A 21470-nucleotide genomic window follows, 5' to 3' on the forward strand; every position below is an offset into this window, starting at 1 on the left:
ACGGTGGGGTCCAGGCGGGGGCCGGAACAATGAAAAAATTCAACGCGAATGAATTGCTGGCAGGGGTGCGTAGTAACACCCTGATCGCCGGTCTGTTTGGTCTTCTGATCGTGTCGATGGTGCTGTTGTTCGCCAACTTCGCCTATATCAATACCCAGGCCGATTACGATAACGAATACTTAGGACACGCAGGTGAGCTGCGAGTTCTGTCGCAGCGTATCGCCAAGAACGCGGTGGAAGCTGCGTCCGGTACGCCCGATGCGTTCGAGTCGCTGAAAGAGGCACGCAACGACTTCAGTCAGCGCTGGGGCTATCTATCGCAGGGTGATGAGCAGATCGGCCTGCCGGCAGTGCCCGAGGCGCTCCAGGCGGAAGTGGCCGCGGTGCAGCAGGACTGGGATACCTTGCGTCAGAACACCGATGCGATTCTTGCAAGCGAGCAGACTGTACTGTCCCTCCACCAGGTTGCCGCCACACTGGCCGAAACGATTCCGCAGTTGCAGGTCGAATACGAGGAGGTCGTCGATATTCTTCTCGAGAGTGGCGCGCCCGCTGCGCAGGTGTCGGTTGCTCAGCGTCAATCGCTGCTGGCTGAACGTATTCTGGGTTCGGTGAACAAGGTGCTGTCCGGTGACCAGGATTCGGTTCAGGCCGCTGATATGTTCGGCCGCGACGCGAGCCTCTTCGGCCGCGTACTGACGGCGATGCTCGAAGGCAACGAAGCCATGGGCATCACGCGTGTCAGCGATGCCGAAGCGCTCGACCGCCTCGCCGAAATTTCCGAACTGTTCCAGTTCGTCTCTGGCTCGGTGGATGAAATCCTCGAAACGTCGCCGGAGTTGTTCCAGGTTCGCGAGTCTTCCAACAACATCTTTGAGGTCTCGCAGACCCTTCTCGACAAGACCTCTACTCTTACCCTGGGTCTGCAGGGCATGGCCGATGCCCGTTACATGTATACCCTGGCCGGCTATGTGCTCGGTGCGCTGGCACTCGCCTCCATTCTGTTGATCGGTTCGGTGATGGTCGTCGAAACCCGTCGTCGTCTGGCTGAAACCGCCGAGAAAAACGAACGTAACCAGACTGCCATTCTGCGTCTGCTCGACGAAATTGGCGACCTGGCAGACGGTGACCTCACCGTGGCTGCGACGGTAACCGAAGACTTCACCGGTGCGATTGCGGACTCGATCAACTACTCGATTGACCAACTGCGCGACCTGGTCGAAACCATTAACCAGACCGCCGTTCAGGTGTCCGGCGCGGCGCAGGAAACCCAGGCGACCGCCATGCACCTGGCCGAGGCGTCGGAGCATCAGGCCCAGGAAATCGCCGGAGCGTCTGCGGCGATCAATGAAATGGCAGTGTCGATTGATCAGGTATCGGCCAACGCCGCGGAGTCGTCCGCGGTAGCAGAACGCTCGGTAGCCATTGCCAACAAGGGCAACGAGGTTGTGCACAACACCATCACTGGCATGGATAACATCCGTGAGCAGATCCAGGACACCTCTAAGCGAATCAAGCGTCTCGGTGAATCGTCCCAGGAGATCGGTGACATCGTTAGCCTGATTAATGACATTGCCGACCAGACCAACATTCTCGCATTGAACGCTGCGATCCAGGCCTCCATGGCGGGCGATGCAGGCCGGGGCTTCGCGGTGGTTGCGGACGAAGTTCAGCGTCTGGCTGAGCGCTCTTCAGCGGCGACTAAGCAGATCGAGGCGCTGGTTAAGACGATTCAGACCGATACCAACGAGGCGGTTATCTCGATGGAGCAGACCACCTCTGAAGTGGTTCGCGGTGCGCGCCTGGCGCAAGATGCTGGAGTCGCTCTGGAAGAAATTGAAAAGGTTTCCAAGAGCCTCGCCGCGCTTATCCAAAACATTTCCAACGCCGCTCGTCAGCAGGCCTCGTCCGCAGGTCATATTTCCAACACCATGAACGTGATCCAGGAGATCACCTCGCAAACCTCGTCCGGCACCACCGCTACGGCCAAGAGCATTGGTAACCTGGCGAAGATGGCCAATGAGATGCGCCAGTCGGTGTCCGGCTTCACCCTGCCGGAAACGCAGGACCAGGCCTGACCGAGAACGCGGCAGCTGGCAGCAGCTGCCGTGAACGTTCATGAGTAAGGGGCGGGACATGCAGCCAAGCGTTGATTGGTCATTGAGACCCTTGGCCGATATGTCGCCAGCGGAGTTTCATGACTGGCAGGCACTGCTCGAGGCTCGTTCCGGAATGATCGTTTCGGAAGAGCGTCGGGCGTTCCTGCAAGTCAATCTCACCAGTCGCATGCGAGAAATAGGGGCGACCGACTACACCAGCTACTACCAGCAGGTCGTGTCCGGGCCGCGGGGAGCCGTGGAGTGGTCGGCTTTGATGGATCGTCTGACGGTGCAGGAAACACGGTTTTTCCGTCATGCCCCTTCGTTCTCCTTTCTTTCGGCGTACTTGCGAGCGCGCCGTGAGCAGCGAGACACCTCGCGTCCTTGGTCGCTGTGGAGCGTGGGCTGTTCAAGCGGTGAAGAAACCTATTCATTGGCGATCACTGCGGCCGAAGCCCTTCATGAACAAGGCAATGTTCCGGTGGGAGTGATCGGGACCGACATCAGTCTCAGCGCGCTCGGCCGTTCGCGTGACGGTATCTACGCCAGCCGCCGGCTCGAGCATGTCTGCGAAGAATGGCGGGCGCGATACTTCCAACCATTGGAAGCGGATCGTTACCAAGTGGTACCCAGTCTGGCGGCACGCGTGTGCTTTGCCAGGCTCAACGTGCTGGAGTTGGCGAGCGCGCCAATGTCCAACATGGACGTCATTTTTTGCCAAAACCTGTTGATCTATTTTCGTCGCTGGCGACGCCGCGAAATCCTCACCCGCCTGGCCGAGCGCCTCGCGCCCGGAGGGTTGCTGGTGATTGGCGTGGGCGAGGTGGTTGAATGGCAGCACCCGGACCTCGAGCCGGTGGCTGACAAACAGGTTCTGGCCTTTACCCGGAAAAGTTTATGAGCGGAGTCGCTATGGGTGATCGGCACGATTATGTCGCCCTGGAGTGGGTGAAAGGCGAAATCGCCGAAACGCTGAAGCAAGCGCGCCAGGCGCTGGAAGCGTTCGTCGAAAACCCGCAGGACTCGACGCGGATGCAGTTCTGCCTGACCTATGTGCATCAGGTGCATGGCACGCTGCAGATGGTTGAGTTCTTCGGCGCCGCCCTGTTGGCCGAAGAGATGGAGCAGCTTGCCCGCGCGCTGATGGAGGGTCGGGTCTCCAGTCAGACTGAGGCGCTCGAAGTGCTCATGCAGGCCATCCTGCAAATGCCGGTCTATCTGGATCGTATCCAGACCGCTCGCCGCGATCTACCGATGGTCGTGTTGCCGCTGCTAAACGACCTGCGCGCAGCGCGTGGTGAAAAGCTGCTGTCAGAGACCAGCTTGTTCTCACCGAACATGTCGAGCCGCCCGGCGGCCTTATCCAGTGAGTATCTTGCCCAGCGGCAGACGGCGGACCTGCCCGCCTTGTTGCGCAAGCTGAGGCAAATGCTTCAGGTCGCGCTCGTCGGCGTGATTCGCAATCAGGACCTTCCAACGAACCTGGGCTACATGGCCCGTGTATTTGCGCGTCTGGAAATGCTCTGCAAGGACGCACCGCTCGGCGCACTGTGGCAGGTCGCGTCCGGTGTCGTCGAAGGCCTCGCCAGCGGCGGCGTTGCCAATGGCACCTCGATCAAGACGCTGTTGCGCCAGGTGGACAAGGAACTCAAACGCCTCGTCGAGCAAGGCGCAGGCGGCATCAATCAACCAGCTCCCGACGAGCTGGTAAAGAATCTACTTTTCTACATCGCCAAGGCTCCGGCGCAGTCCGCGCGCATCCAGTCCCTCAAGGCCCAGTACAGCCTCGACGAAGCACTCCCGGACAGCAATGTCGTCGATGAAGAGCGTGCACAGCTCGCAGGGCCTGATCGCAGCGCGATGCGTTCGGTCGTTGCGGCCCTGTGCGAGGAGCTGGTACGCGTCAAGGATAGCCTCGACCTGTTCGTGCGCAGCGATCGCCTCGGATTGGCCGAGCTGGGTGCAATGCAGGCACCACTCAAGCAAATTGCCGATACATTGGCTGTGCTCGGCTTCGGCCAACCGCGGAAGATCATTCTCGATCAGATTGCGGTCATCGAATCGCTGACCAGCGGTGTTCGCGAACCCAACGACGCGGCGCTGATGGACGTGGCTGGCGCGCTCCTGTACGTCGAGGCCACCCTGGCTGGCATGGTCGGCGGTACCGATGACGAGCGCAGTGAAGACAGCCATTTGCCCACCACTGATGTGGCGCAAATCCATCAGCTCGTGATTCGAGAAGCACGTACTGGCCTCGAACAGGCCAAGGACGCGATCATCGAGTTCATTGCATCGCAGTGGAATCATCAGCATCTGGCCCGCGTCCCGGACCTGCTGACGCAATCCCGTGGTGGTCTGGCGATGATCCCTCTGTCGCGCGCGGCTGCTTTGCTTGACGCCTGCAACCGCTACATCCAGGAGCAGCTCCTGACGCCTCAAGCGATTCCCGACTGGCAGAGTCTGGACACGCTCGCCGACGCTATCACCAGCGTCGAGTACTACCTCGAGCGACTGAGTGAAGACTGCGGGACCCAGGGCGATCTGATTCTCGACGTGGCCGAAGAAAGCCTCCAGGCGCTGGGCTATCCGCTCGTAGAAGTGCCCTCCATCCTCGACCAAGCGCCCACCGTGCTGGAAGAAGAACTGGTAGTCGGCGATCCGTTGGAAGAGATCGAAGTATTGCCCGCGGAGCCGCTGTTGGAGGGCATGCTGTCCGAGCCCGAGCCCGAGCCCGAGCCCGAGCCCGAGCCCGAGCCCGAGCCCGAGCCCGAGCCCGCATCAGAGCAAGAGCAGGCCATCGCCGCTGAGCAGCCCGACGCCTTTAACCTCAGCGAGCTTGCCGACGAGCCTTCGGAGGATCAAGCGAGCGAGCCCGCGAATAGCGGGTTGCCAGGCTGGACGCTGGAGGAAATCGAACCCGAAGAGGTTGAGCCTGAAGACGGCAACCAGGCGGAACCCAGCTCTCTGAGCGATACCGAGTGGACGCTCGAGCCGTCAGTATCCGCACCCGGCTCTGATGAGGCGGCATCCTTCGGTGTCGAAGCTGCTCATGAGTTAGAGGAGGCTCAGGCCGACCCGCTGGAGTGGTCCGAGGCGGAAATGATCGAGTTGGGCATGCCCGAAGTCGATTTGCCCCAGCGTCAGGAACAGCCTGCCGAACAGGCAGCTGTGCGCAGCATCGAAGACGTCATGGCCGCGCCGGTGGTCGCAATCAACCCACCGGCGCGCGACGTACCTCCTAGCCTTTTGCCGCCGCCAGCTGACGAGGAGGCAGTCGATGACGACCTGCTCGAAGTATTCATCGAGGAAGCGGCCGAGGTGCTCGAAACCATCGGCGAGTACCTGCCGAACTGGATCGCTGATGTAGCGGACAAGGATTCGCTGAGTGAAGTCCGGCGCGCATTCCATACATTGAAGGGCAGCGGCCGTATGGTCCGCGCCCTGATTATTGGCGAGCTTGCCTGGTCGGTCGAGAATCTACTGAACCGCGTGATCGATCGCAGTATCGAGGCGAGCGCGCCGGTGAAAAAGCTGGTCGGTGACGTCGTGGATCTGATGCCTTCGCTGGTCGAGGAGTTCGCGGCCAAGGCTCAGCGTCAGCGTGATGATGTGGATCGCCTAGCTGCCGATGCTCATGCATTGGCCAAGGGCCAACCTCTGGATCCAGGTCCTCAGGGGGGCAAGAGCAGCGTTGCCGAGAGGACAGAACCTGAGCCGAGCGACACCGACTCGTCGGATGCGCTCGATCCTCAGCTGCTCGAGATATTTCGCAACGAGGCCGAGGCACACCTGACGACCTTGGTCGACTTCCTAGCCGACTGCGCCCAGCGCTTACCCCAGCCGGTCTCCGACTCGCTCCAGCGTGCGCTGCACACCTTGAAGGGCAGTGCGCACATGGCGGGTATCCTGCCAGTCGCCGAGATCGCGACGCCTCTGGAAAGAATGGTCAAGGAATTCAAGGCCAACCTGATCGATATGGACCTGGTTGAGGCCGAGCTGCTGCATTCGGCCGAACAGCTGCTGCGGCTTGGTCTGGAGAACTTGGACCGTGACCCGCTGGCTCCGATTCCAGGTGCCGAGGCGTTCATCGCGCAGGTGCACGAATTGCACCAGTCGCGACTGGCCGAGGCCAATGCGCGAGGCGAGAACGACCAGGGTGAAAGCCGTGATCCTGGGATGATTGCCTTGTTCCTGTCCGAAAGCATGAACATCCTGCTCGATGCTGAGGACCTTCTGCATAGCTGGCGTGAGCATCCGGCCGAGCGGCAAGAATTGAGCGCGCTGCTCGAAGAGCTCACCGCGCTCGGGCATGGAGCCCAGATGGCGGATCTACCTCAGATCGATGCGCTCTGCCGGGTTTTATTGGACCTCTATGCCGTGGTTCAGGATGGCCGCCTAGCTGTAAGTGGCCGCTTCTTCGATGATGTTGAAGAAGGGCACGAGGCCCTTGTGGGCATGATGGATCAGGTCGCGGCTGGCCTACAGGTGTCTGCCCGCCCGGAATTGGTGGCGCGGCTGGAGGCGCTTCTCGCCGAAGCGGTCGAGCCAATAGCGCTCGGCCTGGCGGTGTCTGAGCCTGAACAGGGCCCAGAGACAGCCGCCGTCGATACAGCAGCGCTGCCCGAGCATACTTTCGAAGCCGAAGCCGAAGCCGAAGCCGAAGCCGAAGCCGAAGCCGAAGCCGAAGCCGAAGCCTGGCTGGACACGACCCCGCAGGCAGAGGAAATGCTCGACATACGTGACGAGCAAGACCAGGAAATGGTTGAAATATTCCTCGACGAGGCGGTTGATTTGCTGGAAAGCGCGGGTGGCGCACTGGATCGCTGGCTTGCGGAACCGACCAATCAACGGGCGCTCTCTGCGCTGCTGCGCGACCTGCATACCCTTAAAGGTGGCGCGCGAATGGCTGAGATTCGCCCCATCGGCGACCTTGCCCACGAGCTGGAAACTCTTTACGAAGGCCTTTCCGACGGCCGCTACGTACACTCGGACGAGCTGGCAGCGTTGCTCCATCGCAGCCATGACCAACTGGCCGTGCAACTCGAGCAGTTGCAGGCGAACACGCCGATGAGCCAGGCCCTCGCGCTCATCGCGAGTATTCAGTCGTTTCGCCAGGGCGGCTCACTGAGCTTCGATGAGCCCGCCGGACGTGACGATGCGGGCAGCCCGCAGGCCCCAACCGAAGAAGCTGAACAGCTTGGCTTAGGCGCGTTCGAAGAGGCCAGTGTTGACGATGAGCCTGAATTCATCGCGGCAGAAGAGGCGGAGCTGGACTTGCCGGACCTCAGCATGTCCGATGATAACAGCTGGCTAGTCGAGCCCTCGGCTGCCCCGTTGGTGCCCGACGATTCAGAGATGGGCGATGCGCCTGTCGACGAGATCAACCCCTTGTTGCAGGCAGACGCCCCCATTGAGGCGGTTGCTGAGCCCGAGCTGCCGGAAGCTCTGGACGTTGCCGATGAATATTTAGCCGATGTCGCTTCCTCGGAATCCGTAGAAACGCCCTCTGCTTGGAATGATCGCGACCCGGAGCTGGTCGAGATTTTCCTCGAAGAGGGGTTTGACATCATTGAGCGTGCTGGCCAGTCGCTGCAGCGCTGGATGGGGAATGTCGAGAACAGCCTTGAGGTAGAGGCGTTGCAGCGTGATCTGCACACGCTCAAGGGCGGCGCGCGGATGGCAGACATCCGCGAGATCGGTGATCTAGCCCATGAGCTCGAATACCTCTACGAAGGCCTGTGCGCCGGTAGCTATCGCGCCAGTCCTACCCTGTTCGCCTTGCTGCAAAACTGCCATGACCGGCTCGCGGCGATGCTCGACGCGGTGCGCTCCTATCAGGCGCTGCCCACCGGGTTGGATCTGATCGAAACCATCAGGCGCTTCCGCGTCAATCCGGACGAGCAGCTGAGCATGCCGAGCAGCGTCGCGCTCAAGGCCGCCACAGATGCATCGCAGGAGTCGGCCGAGGCCGAGATTCTGGACATCTTCATCGAGGAAGCGGATGACTTGCTCGAGGAAATGGAAGCCGCGCTGAATCGCTGGGATGCATCGCCGGAAGCGGTCGAATCATTGGCCGATATCATGCGCATCCTTCATACGCTCAAGGGTGGGGCCCGCTTGGCCGGCCAGGTCGCACTGGGCGATATGGCCCATGAGCTGGAGCAACGGCTCAGCGAAGCCCAGCTGCAGGGCGCGCCATTACCGGAGAGCGTCTATCTGGACGCTCAGAGCGGTTATGACGCCCTGCTAAAAGATGTCGATGCCTTGCGCCAGCGGCTGGATAGCGACATGCCTGAAGCGCCGATTGTCGAGCAGGACGAAGTACCCGAGCCAAGTCCGGCGACCATTGTGTCGCTCGATACACCGATCGTCGCTGCCAGCACACATGTGCCGAGCAGCAATACCCCTGCAAAGGTGCTGCCGTTCATCCGCCGCGCCGAGCAAGCCGCCGCCGAAGCAGCCTCGCGGCGTGCGCCGCAAGAATTGGTCAAAGTACCAGCAGACCTGCTCGAAGGGCTGGTCAACCTGGCGGGCGAGACGTCCATTTTCCGTGGTCGGGTCGAACAACAGGTCAGTGACGTTGGCTTCACGCTCGGTGAGATGGAAGCCACCATCGAGCGGGTTCGTGACCAGCTGCGGCGCCTGGATACCGAAACCCAGGCGCAGATCCTGAGCCGCTACCAGGCCGAGGCTGAGCGCGCAGGTTACGACGACTTCGACCCCCTGGAGATGGACCGTCATTCCCAGCTTCAGCAGCTGTCTCGCGCGCTGTTCGAATCCGCGTCCGACCTGTTGGACCTCAAGGAAACACTAGCGGCACGAAACCGAGATGCAGAAACCCTGCTGTTGCAGCAGGCTCGGGTCAACACCGAACTGCAGGAAGGCCTCATGCGGACTCGCATGGTGCCGTTCGACCGACTGGTTCCGCGTCTTCGCCGGATCGTTCGCCAGGTCGCCGGTGAGCTCGGCAAGCAAGTCGAGTTTCATGTCGGCAATGCGACGGGCGAAATGGACCGCAGCGTCCTGGAACGCATCGTCGCGCCCTTGGAACACATGCTGCGTAATGCGGTTGACCACGGCATCGAGTCGGGCGCCAAGCGGCTCGCCGCTGGAAAGCCCGAGCAGGGGAACATCCGCCTGGACTTGACCCGTGAGGGTGGCGACATCGTGCTCACGCTGAGTGACGACGGTGCCGGCATCAATCTTGAAGCGGTTCGCCGTAAAGCGATCGAGCGGGGCCTGATGGCATCGGGTAGCGAGCTGTCCGATCATGAGGTACTGCAGTTCATCCTTGAAGCCGGATTCTCCACCGCCGAAAAGGTCACTCAGATCTCCGGGCGTGGCGTGGGCATGGACGTGGTGCATTCGGAGGTCAAGCAGCTCGGCGGTTCGATGAGCATCGAGTCGAGCCTGGGCAAAGGCACCCGTTTCCTGATCCGCTTGCCGTTTACCGTCTCGGTAAACCGCGCACTGATGGTCTATTCGGGCGAAGACCTTTACGCCATTCCGCTGAACACCATCGAGGGCATCGTGCGGGTGTCGCCTTATGAACTCGAGGCCTATTACCAGCCAGGTGCTTCAAGGTTCGAATACGCCGGGCAAACCTATGAGCTGCGGTATCTCGGCGAATTGCTGAACAACGGCCAGCGACCGAAGCTGGTCGGACAAAGCCTGCCGTTACCGGTAATTCTGGTGCGCTCGAACGAGCACAGTGTCGCCGTTCAGGTCGACAGCCTGGCCGGCTCACGTGAAATCGTGGTGAAGAGCCTGGGCCCGCAGTTCGCTACCGTGCCGGGCATCTCCGGTGCGACCATCCTCGGTGACGGTCGTGTCGTTGTCATTCTCGATCTGCTCGCCACCATTCGGGTCCTGCATGCGCAGCTGCAGACCCAGCTGCAGCCGATGCGGCTTGTTGGTATGGATGAGGAGGCCGAGGTCGAGGTCGACCGGCCAACATTGGTTATGGTCGTCGACGACTCGGTCACCGTGCGTAAGGTCACCAGCCGTCTGCTCGAGCGAAACGGCATGAACGTGCTCACCGCGAAGGATGGGGTCGACGCCATCACGCAACTACAGGAACGCAAGCCGGACGTCATGCTGCTGGACATCGAAATGCCGCGGATGGATGGCTTCGAGGTGGCGACCCTGGTGCGCCACGACGAACGCCTTCAGGATTTGCCGATCATCATGATCACCTCGCGTACAGGTGAGAAGCACAGGGACCGGGCCATGTCGATTGGCGTGAATGAATACCTCGGCAAGCCGTACCAGGAGTCGTTGCTGCTCGAAACGATCCAGCAACTGGTCAAACGTCATGAGTGAGGTCGTCGCCGCGCGCATCGGTGTGATTGCCGACACTTCGCTGCAGCGCCATGTGCTGCAGCAGGCACTGACCGCCAATGGCTATCAGGTGGTCCTGAACAACGATCCAGCGCGCCTGCAGGAAGATGACCTGGCGGCCATCGAAGCTGACTTGTGGCTCGTCGACTTGGCCCAGACGGAAGAGTCGCCTCTGGTCAATTCGCTTCTCGAGCGGGACGCTTGCCCGGTTTTGTTCGGCGAGGGCCGAGCACCTGAGCGTCATTCAGAGCATTACCCGCGCTGGGAGCGGCGGCTGTTCGGCAAGCTCAAACGACTGGTGGGCGACCCCTCCTGTGCGGTCGGGCCGCGCCTGGACGTGCTGCGCAATGATGAGCAGCGACCCAGTTCCCTCGAATTGCCTGCCGTGCTTGCGAGTCATCAGCAGCCGGCTGGCGCCCCGGCACGTGAAATCTGGCTGTTGGCAGCTTCGCTGGGTGGTCCGGAGGCGGTCAAGGCGTTCCTCGACGTGCTACCGGCCGGTCTGCCGGTGGGCTTCGTCTACGCGCAGCATATCGAGGCCAGTTTCCAGACCGCGCTGTCCCAAGCTGTTGGCAGGCATAGTCAGTGGCAGGTCGGACAATGCCGCGACAAGGACCTGATTCGCTGCGGCGAGGTGGTGATCGCGCCCATCGCCCAGGAAATGAGCTTCGACAAGGACGGCTCGATGCAGCTTACTGGGCGGGCGTGGCCTGAGCCTTACAGCCCATCGATCGACCAGATGATGCTCAATCTGGCCCAACAGTTCGGCCGGCGCTGTGGCGTGATCGCGTTTAGCGGCATGGGCAGCGATGGCAACGCCGCAGCGGCCTATGTTCTGCGTCAGGGCGGCCGGGTATGGACCCAGCGGGCCGAGACCTGCGTCTGTTCGAGCATGCCCGACAGCCTTCGCGAGGGCGGATATAGCTCGCTCAGCGGGGACCCGCGCGAACTTGCCCAGGCACTCGTCAATCATCTCGTGCTGCTGGCCAACGAGCCGGTTGCCGCTTCGCAAGTGGATCACCCATGAGCCAAACCATTGCTACTCAGGAAACACCCGCCAACCTTACCGGGCTCCTGGTGCCGCTGTCCGACCGGACCCTGCTGCTACCCAACGTGGCGGTTGCCGAGATTATCGGTTACCGGGCACCGCAGGCGGTGCAAGGCATGCCTTCCTGGTTTTTAGGCCAGGTGCCTTGGCGGGATCTGAGGTTACCGCTGCTCTCGTTCGAGGCGGCATCCGGTGGCCAGGCCGAAACCGGCACGCGGGCGCGGGTCGCGGTGCTCAACGCGCTGGGTGGACGCGAGCACGTCAAGTTCATCGCACTGCTGGTGCAGGGCATTCCACGTTCTATCAAGCTCGACTCTGAGCTGGCGCGTGCGGATGTGTCGCTGAACCCGCTCGAACTGGATGCTGTGGATCTCGGCGATGTTCAAGCGCGTATACCGGATCTCGTGGCATTCGAGCAGAAGCTCGCAGACGCCGGGCTGATTTGACCTGCTGAGCTGGCAGCCTAGGCCTGAAAATCACCCCAAAGGTGCTGCGCCACGCTCAGCGCCGCCACCGGCGCGGTCTCGGTGCGCAGCACTCGCGGGCCCAGTCGGGCCGGGTGGAAGCCAGCTCGAATCGCCTCGCTGATCTCCTGATCGTTAAGCCCGCCCTCGGGCCCAATCAGGAACGCCAGCGACGCTGGGGCCGGATGCCGCGATAGCGGTTCTGCTATCGGGTGCAGCACCAGTTTGAGATCCGCTTCGACAGTTAGCCACTCCGTCAGTGGTTGCGGTGAATTGATCACTGGAATGACCGACCGCCCACACTGTTCGCAGGCGCTGATCGCAATCTGCCTCCAATGCGCCAGCCTCTTGTCGGCCCGTTCGTCCTTGAGGCGCACCTCGCACCGCTCGCTGACGATAGGCGTGATCTGCGCCGCGCCCAGCTCGGTGGCTTTCTGAATCGCCCAGTCCATTCGCTCCCCGCGCGACAAGCCTTGGCCAAGGTGCACCTGCAACGGAGACTCAGGCTGGCCGTCGAAGCGGTCGTGCAGCGCCACGCTGACCTGCTTTTTGCTCACCTCGACGAGTTCGCCGCGGAACTCCATACCGCTCCCGTCGAAGAGCTGGACGGCCGCGCCAACACCGAGGCGAAGTACGCGGCCGATGTAATGCGCAGACGCTTCGGGCAACACCAAGACACCCAATGCTAACGGGGCGTCAATAAAGAAACGAGAAATGCGCATCGGGTTGGCCGGGCAGGGTAACGGGCGGCTAGTCTATCGCGCTTGCCGCGACGTCAGAAGCTCGCGATCCCGACTCAGCCGGGATCGCGAAACGACGCGGGTGCATCGGCCGGCACAGCGACCTGCACCGCGGCGCGTGTGGCGATATCGATGCCCTCGCTGGCCACCTCGGCGAGGAAGTCGATCTCGTCCTCGGTGATGGTGTAGGGCGGAAGGAAATACACCACGCCTCCCAATGGCCGCAGCAGCGCGCCGCGCTGCAACGCATGCTGGTAGACCTTCAGTCCGCGTCGCTCCTGCCAGGGATAAGGGGCCCGGCTGGCCTTGTCCTGCACCATTTCAATAGCCAGCGCCATGCCCGTCTGGCGAACCTCGGCGACATGCGGGTGGTCGGCCAGATGTGCGGTCGAGCGCGTCAATCGTACAGCGAGCGCTTTGTTTGCCTCAATCACATTGTCTTGCTCGAAGATATCGAGCGTGGCCAGGGCGGCTGCGCAGGCGAGCGGGTTACCGGTATAGGTGTGCGAATGCAGGAAGGCGCGGAGCGTCGCGTAATCGTCATAGAACGCTTGGTAGATCTGGTCCGTGGTGAGCACCGCAGCCATCGGCAGATAGCCCCCGGTCAGCGCCTTGGATAAGCAGAGGAAGTCCGGCGCAATTCCGGCTTGCTCGCAGGCGAACAAGGTGCCGGTGCGCCCGAAGCCGACCGCGATCTCGTCATGAATGAGGTGTACGCCATAGCGGTCGCACGCGTCGCGAAGCAGCTTGAGATAAACAGGGTGGTACATGCGCATGCCGCCGGCACCCTGGATCAGCGGCTCGACGATCACCGCCGCGATCTGCGTATGGTTCTCGGCGAGTGTCTGTTCCATGTGCTCGAACATGGCGCGTGAGTGGTCTTCCCAACTCATGCCTTCCGGTCGCAGGTAGCAGTCCGGACTGGGCACCTTGAAGGTGTCGAGCAGCAGGGGCTTGTAGGTGTCAGTGAATAGAGCCACGTCGCCCACGGACATCGCCGCGACGGTCTCGCCGTGGTAGCTGTTGGTCAGGGTCACGAAGCGTTGCTTGTCCGGTTGGCCGCTGTTGCGCCAGTAGTGAAAGCTCATCTTCAGCGCGACTTCGATGCCTGTGGAACCGTTGTCGGTATAGAACACGCGAGACAGGCCCTGGGGCGTGAGCGCGACCAGGCGCTCGGACAGTTCCACCACCGGTTGATGACTGAACCCGGCGAGCATTACGTGCTCCAGCTGATCGACCTGATCCTTGATGCGCTGGTTGATTCGTGGGTTGGCGTGACCGAACACGTTGACCCACCAGGAGCTGACGGCATCGAGGTAGCGTTTACCATCGAAATCCTCGAGCCAGACGCCCTGGCCACGCCTGATCGGGATCAGCGGCAGCTGCTCGTGATCTTTCATCTGGGTGCACGGATGCCAGAGAACGTCGAGGTCACGCCGCATCCAGCTATCGTTCAGGCTCATGGCTCATCCTCCGCGTTCAAAGGGCCGCAGCCTAGCAGAAAGCGCCGGACGCATTTCATCGGCCGATCTATCCGCTGCGCTGATAGTTTGCAACGAAAAAATGCGATTCATTTCGATCGGTTAGCCGGTAGGCTTAGCGCTCCTCAAGGTTTTGGAATGCAAGCGATGCAGTTGCGCAACAGTCCCAGTAACTACGGTGCGGTCAGTATCGCCCTGCATTGGCTTGTGGCCGTCACGGTGATCGGGTTGTTCGCGCTCGGTTTCTGGATGGTCGGGCTGAACTACTACAGCAGCTGGTACAGAACTGCGCCGGACATCCACAAGAGTATTGGCTTACTGCTGTTAGCGCTGATGGTGGTACGCGTAGCTTGGCGCTTCGCCAATCATGGCCCGGTGCCGCTGGCCAGCCATGGCCGGGTGACACGCCTGGCGACCAAGGCGGGGCATGCATTGCTGTATGTCGGCCTTTTTGGCGTGATGATTTCCGGTTATCTCATCTCCACTGCCGACGGCCGGCCGATCAGCGTATTTGGCTGGTTCGAGGTTCCGGCGCTGGTCACGGCGATACCCGATCAGGAAGACGTTGCCGGGCTGATCCATGAATACCTCGCCTGGGCCCTGATCATCTTTTCCGGGGTGCATGCGCTGGCGGCACTCAAACACCACTTCATCGATCGCGACGCAACGCTCAAACGAATGTTCGGCCGCGCCGATGCCTCTTAACGACCAAAGGAGACTCCCATGTTGAAGAAGACCTTCGCCGCGCTCGCCCTGGGTACGGCCTTGTTCGCCGGCCAAGCCATGGCGGCTGATTACACCATCGACCAAAAGGGCCAGCACGCCTTCGTCAATTTCAAAATCAGCCACCTCGGCTACAGCTGGCTGTGGGGCCGGTTCAACGATTTCAGCGGTACCTTCAGCTTCGATGCCGACCAACCGGAGGCGAGCAAGGTCGAGGTGACCCTGCAGACCGCCAGCGTGGATTCGAACCATGCCGAGCGTGACAAGCACCTGCGCAGCGATGACTTCCTCAACGTATCCAAGCATCCGACCGCGACCTTCAAGTCCACTTCGGTCAAGTCCACCGGGGAAGGCACTGCGGATATCACTGGAGACCTGACGCTCAATGGTGTGACCAAGCCGGTCGTCATCGCCGCCAAGTTCATTGGTGAAGGGAAGGATCCGTGGGGCGGCTATCGCGCCGGTTTTGAAGGCACCACGACCCTCCAACTGAAAGATTTCGACATCAAAATGGACCTCGGGCCAGCGTCCCAAAGCGTCGATCTGATCATCTCGGTTGAAGGCGTGCGTCAGTAACGCACCGCGACACACGAACGCCGGCGGAAGCCGGCGTTCTGCTTTCCGGGCCAAGCTGCGATGCGCTGGTCAGAGCGGTTGGTGCAGTGCGTCATCGACCCAGCGCATAGGCAAGCGCCGGTCCCGTCGACCGCACATTCGCTGTTTACAAACAGTCTTGAATGTAAGTATATTCGCCGCATTCCACTGTTCGAGTCTGCCCAGCGCGCGTCCTGCTGGGTCCTGTCTGATCTACGAGGTCACTTTCCATGCCGTTCAAGCCAGCCCGTGCTGCCCTGGGTCCCTTATTCGCCGCTGCTGTGCTCATTGCCGGATGCCAGGACGAAGCGGCGCCGCCGGCTGCGGAGCAACCGCAACAGGCGCCCCAGGTCGGCATCGTGACGCTGAAGGCGGAACCCTACGCGCTGACCACGGAATTGCCTGGTCGGGCGCAGGCCTACCGCATTGCGGAGGTGCGACCGCAGGTCGACGGCATCATCCAGAAGCGCCTGTTTACTGAAGGCAGCGACGTGAAAGCGGGTCAGCAGCTTTACCAGATCGACGATTCGCTCTACCAGGCAACTTTTAAGAGTGCCCAGGCCAGCCTGGCTTCGGCCAAATCGCTGGCCGATCGCTACGCGCTGTTGGTCAAGGAGCAGGCGGTGAGCCAACAGGCCCATGACGAGGCGCGCGCGGCCAGTCTGCAGGCCGAAGCCGAGCTTGAGCGCGCTCGCATCAACGTGCGCTACACCAAGGTGCTGGCCCCGATCTCCGGCCGCATCGGTCGCTCAGCCGTCACCGAAGGTGCGTTGGTCAGCGCGGGCCAGACGCAGGAGCTGGCGATCATCCAACAGCTCGATCCGATTTACGTTGATGTCACCCAGCCCGCACGGGACTTGCTCAACCTGCGACGCGACCTGTCCGAGGGCCGCCTGGAGCGAGCCGGTGAGAATGCTGCCAAGGCAACCCTGACTCTCGAAGACGGTAGCACCTACCCGCACGAGGGCAAGCTGGAGTTCTCCGAAGTCTCGGTGGACTCGGGTACCGGTTCGGTGGTGTTGCGTGCCGTCTTCCCCAATCCAGACAAGATACTGATGCCAGGCATGTTCGTTCATGCGCAACTGGTCGCGGGCGTGAAGAGCGAGGCGATCCTCGCGCCCCAGCAGGGTGTCACGCGCACGCCAACCGGCGAGGCGACAGCCATGGTCGTCGGTGCTGACGACAAGGTGGAGGTTCGCAAGATCGCGGCCGCGCGTACCGTCGGCAATCGCTGGTTGGTCACTGATGGTCTCCAGCCGGGCGATCGCCTGATCACTGAAGGGCTGCAATTCATCCGTCCGGGTGTTCAGGTCAAGCCGGTTCCGGCGACGAACGTGACCCCCACCCAGCCGCAAGCCCAGTAAGGTCGAGCCGAGGATCCATCGTCAATGTCCAAATTCTTTATCGACCGGCCCATCTTTGCCTGGGTGCTCGCGCTGGTCATCATGCTGGCTGGCACCCTGTCGATCCTGTCGCTACCGGTCCAGCAATACCCCAGCATTGCGCCGCCTGCGGTCGGCATTTCTGTCAACTACCCGGGCGCGTCGGCGCAAACGGTGCAGGACACCGTAGTCCAGGTCATCGAGCAGCAGCTCAACGGGATCGACGGCCTGCGTTACATGTCTTCGGAAAGCAACTCCGACGGCAGCATGACAATCACCGTAACCTTCGAGCAGGGCACCGACCCGGATATCGCTCAGGTCCAGGTGCAGAACAAGCTGCAACTGGCGACGCCGTTGCTGCCGCAGGAAGTGCAGCAGCAGGGCATCCGTGTGACCAAGGCGGTGCGTAACTTCCTGATGGTCATCGGCGTGGTTTCGACCGATGGCAGCCTGACCCGCGGCGACCTCTCCGATTACATCGTCTCCAATATCCAGGACCCGATCTCGCGGACTGCCGGGGTCGGTGACTTTCAGGTGTTTGGCTCGCAGTATGCGATGCGGATCTGGCTCGATCCGGCCAAGCTCAACAATTTTGCGCTGACGCCAAGTGATGTCGGCGATGCGATCGAGGCGCAGAACGTCCAGATTTCGGCCGGCCAGTTCGGGGGCTTGCCGGCGGTGCCGGGCCAGCAACTGAGCGCGACCATCATCGGCAAGACGCGGCTGCAGACACCTGAGCAGTTCCGCAACATCCTGCTCAAGGTCAACAGCGATGGCTCTCAGGTCCGCTTGGGTGACGTGGCGCGGGTCGAGTTGGCCGAGCAGAGCGCAGCGATCAGCGCGCTGTACAACGGGATGCCGGCGTCGGCAATGGCGATCAAACTAGCGACCGGGGCGAATGCCCTCGATACCGCCAAGGCGGTGCGCGCCACCATCGACGAGCTCAAGCCGTTCTTCCCTGCAGGGATGGAAGTGGTCTATCCGTACGACACTTCTCCCGTGGTATCGGCGTCGATCACCGGCGTGGTGCACACCCTGTTCGAAGCCATCGCGCTGGTTTTCCTGGTGATGTACCTGTTCCTGCAGAATTTCCGTGCGACGCTGATTCCGACACTTGCCGTGCCGGTTGTCCTGCTCGGGACGTTCGGCGTGCTCGCGGCATTCGGTTTCAGCGTCAATACACTCACCATGTTCGCGATGGTCCTGGCGATTGGCTTGCTCGTGGACGATGCCATCGTCGTGGTGGAAAACGTCGAGCGGGTGATGGCCGAGGAGGGGCTGTCACCGCGCGAAGCGACGCGTAAGTCGATGTCGCAGATCCAGGGTGCGCTGGTTGGTATTGGCCTGGTGCTGTCGGCTGTCTTCGTGCCGATGGCCTTCTTCGGCGGTTCGACCGGCGTGATCTACCGCCAGTTCGCGATCACCATCGCCTCGGCGATGACGCTGTCGGTGCTGGTCGCGCTGATCTTCACTCCGGCGCTTTGCGCGACCTTGCTCAAGCCGATCCCCAAGGGTCAGCATCATGCAAAACGTGGCTTCTTCGGCTGGTTCAACCGAACCTTCGAACGCGGCGTGGGCGGCTACGAGAACGGCGTGCGCAGCGTGCTCAAGCGCAAGATTCCGTTCTTGCTGTTGTACGTGGTGATCGTTGCGATCATGGCGGTGCTGTTCACACGTCTGCCCGCGTCCTTCCTGCCCGACGAGGACCAGGGTGTGCTGTTCGTTCAGGTCCAGACACCCGCCGGCTCGACCGCCGAGCGTACTCAGCAGACGATCGACGCGATGCGCAAATATCTGCTTGAAGAGGAGTCTGACGTGGTCAACTCGGTCTTCACCGTTACCGGCTTCAACTTCGCCGGTCGCGGGCAGAACTCAGGCCTGGCCTTCGTTGGTCTGAAGCCGTGGGATGAGCGCACCGGTGAGGGCGAGGACGTCGCTTCGCTGGCGCAGCGCGCGCAGGCCCGCTTCGGTGCATTCCGCGACGCCATGGTGTTCGCTTTTGCGCCGCCGGCGGTGATGGAGCTGGGTAACGCGACGGGCTTCAATTTCTTCCTTCAGGACCGGGCAGGCGTTGGTCATGAGACGCTGATGAACGCCCGTAATCAGTTCCTCGGGCTGGCGGCCGAACACCCGGCGCTGACTGGCGTCCGCCCCAACGGATTGAATGACGAGCCGCAGTATCAGCTGCAGATCGACGACGAAAAAGCTCGCGTACTCGGCGTATCGCTGAGCGCGATCAACCAGACGCTGTCGATCGGCTGGGGTTCGAGCTATGTCAACGACTTCATCGATCGCGGCCGCGTCAAGCGCGTCTACATGCAGGGCGAGGCCAGCTCGCGGATGAATCCAGAAGACCTGGACAAGTGGTTCGTGCGTAACGATGCCGGCGAGATGGTGCCCTTCAGCGCCTTCGCCAGCGGCGAGTGGGTATATGGCTCGCCCAAACTGTCGCGCTACAACGGCGTATCGGCGATGGAGATCCTAGGCCAAGCCGCGCCGGGCTACAGCTCCGGTGACGCCATGGCTGCGGTGGAAGAGATAGCCCAGAAATTGCCGCAGGGTGTCGGCATCTCGTGGACCGGTCTGTCCTACGAGGAGCGTCTCTCCGGTGATCAGGCGCCGGCGCTGTATGCCTTGTCGCTGCTGGTGGTATTCCTTTGCCTGGCGGCCTTGTACGAAAGCTGGTCGATTCCCTTCGCGGTCATGCTCGTGGTGCCGCTCGGGGTGATCGGTGCGCTGCTGGCGACGCTTGGGCGCGGCCTGTCCAATGACGTGTTCTTCCAGGTAGGCCTACTGACCACTATCGGTTTGACGGCGAAAAACGCCATCCTGATCGTGGAATTCGCCAAGGAACTTCATGAGCAGGGGATGAACCGGTTCGATGCGGCGATCCAGGCCTGCCGCATGCGCCTGCGGCCGATCGTTATGACCTCATTGGCTTTCACGCTAGGCGTGGTTCCACTCGCTTTGGCCAGCGGTGCGGGCGCAGGCAGCTCGCACGCCATCGGCACGGGCGTCATTGGCGGCATGCTCACCGCAACCTTGCTGGTGATTTTCTGGGTGCCGTTGTTCTATGTTCTGGTGTCTTCGCTGGGTGAGCGCAACAACGACGCCACCGAAGCGCCGAAGGGAGATGCACAATGAACAAGTCAGTAATTGCCCTGGCCTTGCTGGCCACGTTGAGTGGCTGTTCGCTGATCCCGGATTACCAGCGCCCGGACACGCCCGTTAGTCAGGCTTGGCCAACCGGAGAGGCCTACGAAGGGACCGAGAGCGCTGCCCGGGGCGAGGCCTTGTCGCTGGGCTGGGAAGCGTTCTTTCGCGATCCGGCCTTGCGCCAGCTGATCGGCGTGGCGCTGGAAAACAACCGGGACCTGCGTGCCGCCGCGCTCAACGTCGAAGCCTATCGTGCGCTATATCGGGTCCAGCGCGCTGATCTGCTTCCGGCCGTTTCCGCTGACGGGGCCGGCAGCCGTACACGCACGCCAGGCGATCTCAATCAGTCTGGGCAGAGCGCGATCAGCAGCCAGTACAGTGCCACGCTGGGCGTTTCCTGGGAGCTCGACCTGTTCGGCCGGCTTGGCAGCCTGCGTGAGCAGGCGCTGCAGCAATTCTTCGCCACAGCCGCAGCGCAGCGCAGCACGCAGATCAGCCTGATCGCCAGTGTGGCCAACGCCTGGCTGACGCTGCAGGCCGACCAGGCGCTGCTGCAGGTAAGCCGAGACACGCTCGATACCTATGAGGAAAGCCTGTCGCTGACGCAGCACAGCTTCGATGTGGGCGTCGCGTCCGCGCTCGAGCTAAGCCAGGCGCGCAGCGCGGTCGACACGGCGCGCGTAAGCATCGAGCGCTACACACGCCAGGTCGCGCAAGACCGCAACGCCCTGGTGTTGCTGCTGGGGCAGAACCTGCCTGCAAACCTGCCGGCACCGGGTGATCTCGAACGCGATCAACTGGCGCCGCTGCCAGTCGGACTGCCATCGGACCTGCTGCGCAAGCGGCCGGACATTATCCAGGCCGAATACCAGCTACGGGCAGCCAACGCCAACATCGGTGCGGCGCGGGCGGCGTTCTTCCCCAGTATCAGCCTCACCGGCGCGGCGGGCACGGCGAGCAGCGAGCTTTCTGGCCTGTTCGAAGGCGGCTCCCGCTACTGGAATTTCTCGCCGAGCATCAGCGTACCGATCTTCAATGCGGGCCAGTTGCGCGCCAATCTCGACTATGCCGAAATCAGCCGCAACATCCAGGTCGCGCAGTACGAGTCGGCGATTCAAACGGCGTTTCGTGAGGTGTCCGACGGCTTGGCCGCGCAGTCGACCTACACGCGCCAGGTGCAGGCCCAGCGCGACCTGCTGGGAACCAGTGAGGATTACTATCGCCTCGCCGAGCGCCGCTATCGCACCGGTGTGGACAGCTACCTGACCCTGCTGGATGCGCAGCGCCAGCTATTCGAGGTCAAACAGCAGTTCATCGCCGATCGCCTCGCCCAGATGACCAGCGAAGTGGATCTGTTCAAGGCGCTTGGGGGTGGCTGGGATGCTCAGGCGCAACCCTTGCCCGGAGAAGGCTGACGCGAGCGTCTTTTCTCGAACCAAATAA

At 61.9% G+C, this 21470-nt stretch carries 12 protein-coding genes; 10 read left to right on the forward strand and 2 right to left on the reverse strand.

Annotated features, from left to right (window positions below):
* Positions 1–29 precede the first annotated feature (29 nt).
* The 5 genes from M1D78_RS01710 to M1D78_RS01730 are packed head-to-tail and all read left to right on the forward strand — an operon-like array spanning position 30 to position 11933.
* On the forward strand, positions 30–2078 hold the full coding sequence (locus M1D78_RS01710; protein WP_437422284.1) for a methyl-accepting chemotaxis protein: 2049 nt from the start codon (positions 30–32) through the stop codon (positions 2076–2078).
* Positions 2079–2136: 58 nt separating this feature from the next.
* Positions 2137–3000: a CheR family methyltransferase gene (locus M1D78_RS01715; RefSeq protein WP_437422283.1), complete on the forward strand. Its 864-nt coding sequence runs from the start codon at positions 2137–2139 to the stop codon at positions 2998–3000.
* Between the two features lie 11 nt (positions 3001–3011).
* Positions 3012–10421 (forward strand): Hpt domain-containing protein, encoded by a 7410-nt coding sequence (locus tag M1D78_RS01720; protein ID WP_437422514.1) that lies wholly within the window; start codon positions 3012–3014, stop codon positions 10419–10421.
* On the forward strand, positions 10414–11466 hold the full coding sequence (locus M1D78_RS01725) for a chemotaxis protein CheB (RefSeq protein WP_437422282.1): 1053 nt from the start codon (positions 10414–10416) through the stop codon (positions 11464–11466). The genes M1D78_RS01720 and M1D78_RS01725 overlap by 8 nt, the downstream gene beginning before the upstream one ends.
* Complete coding sequence (locus tag M1D78_RS01730; RefSeq protein ID WP_437422281.1) at positions 11463–11933, forward strand: chemotaxis protein CheW; 471 nt, start codon at positions 11463–11465, stop codon at positions 11931–11933. Before M1D78_RS01725 ends, M1D78_RS01730 begins: the two co-directional genes overlap by 4 nt.
* Before the next feature lie 17 nt (positions 11934–11950).
* On the opposite strand, the gene M1D78_RS01735 is transcribed toward M1D78_RS01730, so the two are convergent.
* Entirely contained in the window at positions 11951–12673 is a 723-nt protein-coding gene (locus M1D78_RS01735; protein ID WP_437422280.1) for a 16S rRNA (uracil(1498)-N(3))-methyltransferase, read from the reverse strand.
* Positions 12674–12747: 74 nt separating this feature from the next.
* Positions 12748–14154, reverse strand: coding sequence for an adenosylmethionine--8-amino-7-oxononanoate transaminase (locus tag M1D78_RS01740; RefSeq protein ID WP_437422279.1), 1407 nt, complete (start codon positions 14152–14154; stop codon positions 12748–12750).
* Positions 14155–14319: 165 nt separating this feature from the next.
* Here M1D78_RS01740 and M1D78_RS01745 point away from each other — a divergent pair, with 165 nt between their 5' ends.
* The 5 genes from M1D78_RS01745 to adeC all read left to right on the forward strand — a co-directional run bounded on the left by M1D78_RS01745 (position 14320) and on the right by adeC (position 21442).
* Positions 14320–14877 (forward strand): cytochrome b, encoded by a 558-nt coding sequence (locus M1D78_RS01745; RefSeq protein ID WP_437422278.1) that lies wholly within the window; start codon positions 14320–14322, stop codon positions 14875–14877.
* 18 nt (positions 14878–14895) lie between these two features.
* Positions 14896–15471 carry a YceI family protein gene (locus tag M1D78_RS01750; protein ID WP_437422277.1) on the forward strand — a complete coding sequence of 192 codons (576 nt, stop codon included), beginning with the start codon at positions 14896–14898 and terminating at the stop codon, positions 15469–15471.
* A gap of 248 nt (positions 15472–15719) precedes the next feature.
* Positions 15720–16853 carry an efflux RND transporter periplasmic adaptor subunit gene (locus tag M1D78_RS01755; protein WP_437422276.1) on the forward strand — a complete coding sequence of 378 codons (1134 nt, stop codon included), beginning with the start codon at positions 15720–15722 and terminating at the stop codon, positions 16851–16853.
* A 24-nt stretch (positions 16854–16877) separates the two neighbouring features.
* Positions 16878–20015, forward strand: coding sequence for an efflux RND transporter permease subunit (locus M1D78_RS01760; RefSeq protein ID WP_437422275.1), 3138 nt, complete (start codon positions 16878–16880; stop codon positions 20013–20015).
* Positions 20012–21442 (forward strand): AdeC/AdeK/OprM family multidrug efflux complex outer membrane factor, encoded by a 1431-nt coding sequence (gene adeC / locus M1D78_RS01765; RefSeq protein ID WP_437422274.1) that lies wholly within the window; start codon positions 20012–20014, stop codon positions 21440–21442. Before M1D78_RS01760 ends, adeC begins: the two co-directional genes overlap by 4 nt.
* Positions 21443–21470: the final 28 nt, after the last annotated feature.

This window comes from Pseudomonas sp. SA195 (assembly GCF_054131565.1).

Excerpts from the sequence above, each read along its gene's own strand:
- adeC (WP_437422274.1), top strand. The coding sequence starts at position 20,012 with ATGAACAAGTCAGTAATTGCCCTGGCCTTGCTGGCCACGTTGAGTGGC.
- M1D78_RS01730 (WP_437422281.1), top strand. The coding sequence starts at position 11,463 with ATGAGCCAAACCATTGCTACTCAGGAAACACCCGCCAACCTTACCGGG.
- M1D78_RS01760 (WP_437422275.1), top strand. The coding sequence starts at position 16,878 with ATGTCCAAATTCTTTATCGACCGGCCCATCTTTGCCTGGGTGCTCGCG.
- M1D78_RS01740 (WP_437422279.1), bottom strand. The coding sequence starts at position 14,154 with ATGAGCCTGAACGATAGCTGGATGCGGCGTGACCTCGACGTTCTCTGG.
- M1D78_RS01750 (WP_437422277.1), top strand. The coding sequence starts at position 14,896 with ATGTTGAAGAAGACCTTCGCCGCGCTCGCCCTGGGTACGGCCTTGTTC.
- M1D78_RS01735 (WP_437422280.1), bottom strand. The coding sequence starts at position 12,673 with ATGCGCATTTCTCGTTTCTTTATTGACGCCCCGTTAGCATTGGGTGTC.
- M1D78_RS01725 (WP_437422282.1), top strand. The coding sequence starts at position 10,414 with ATGAGTGAGGTCGTCGCCGCGCGCATCGGTGTGATTGCCGACACTTCG.
- M1D78_RS01720 (WP_437422514.1), top strand. The coding sequence starts at position 3,012 with ATGGGTGATCGGCACGATTATGTCGCCCTGGAGTGGGTGAAAGGCGAA.
- M1D78_RS01710 (WP_437422284.1), top strand. The coding sequence starts at position 30 with ATGAAAAAATTCAACGCGAATGAATTGCTGGCAGGGGTGCGTAGTAAC.
- M1D78_RS01745 (WP_437422278.1), top strand. The coding sequence starts at position 14,320 with ATGCAGTTGCGCAACAGTCCCAGTAACTACGGTGCGGTCAGTATCGCC.
- M1D78_RS01755 (WP_437422276.1), top strand. The coding sequence starts at position 15,720 with ATGCCGTTCAAGCCAGCCCGTGCTGCCCTGGGTCCCTTATTCGCCGCT.
- M1D78_RS01715 (WP_437422283.1), top strand. The coding sequence starts at position 2,137 with ATGCAGCCAAGCGTTGATTGGTCATTGAGACCCTTGGCCGATATGTCG.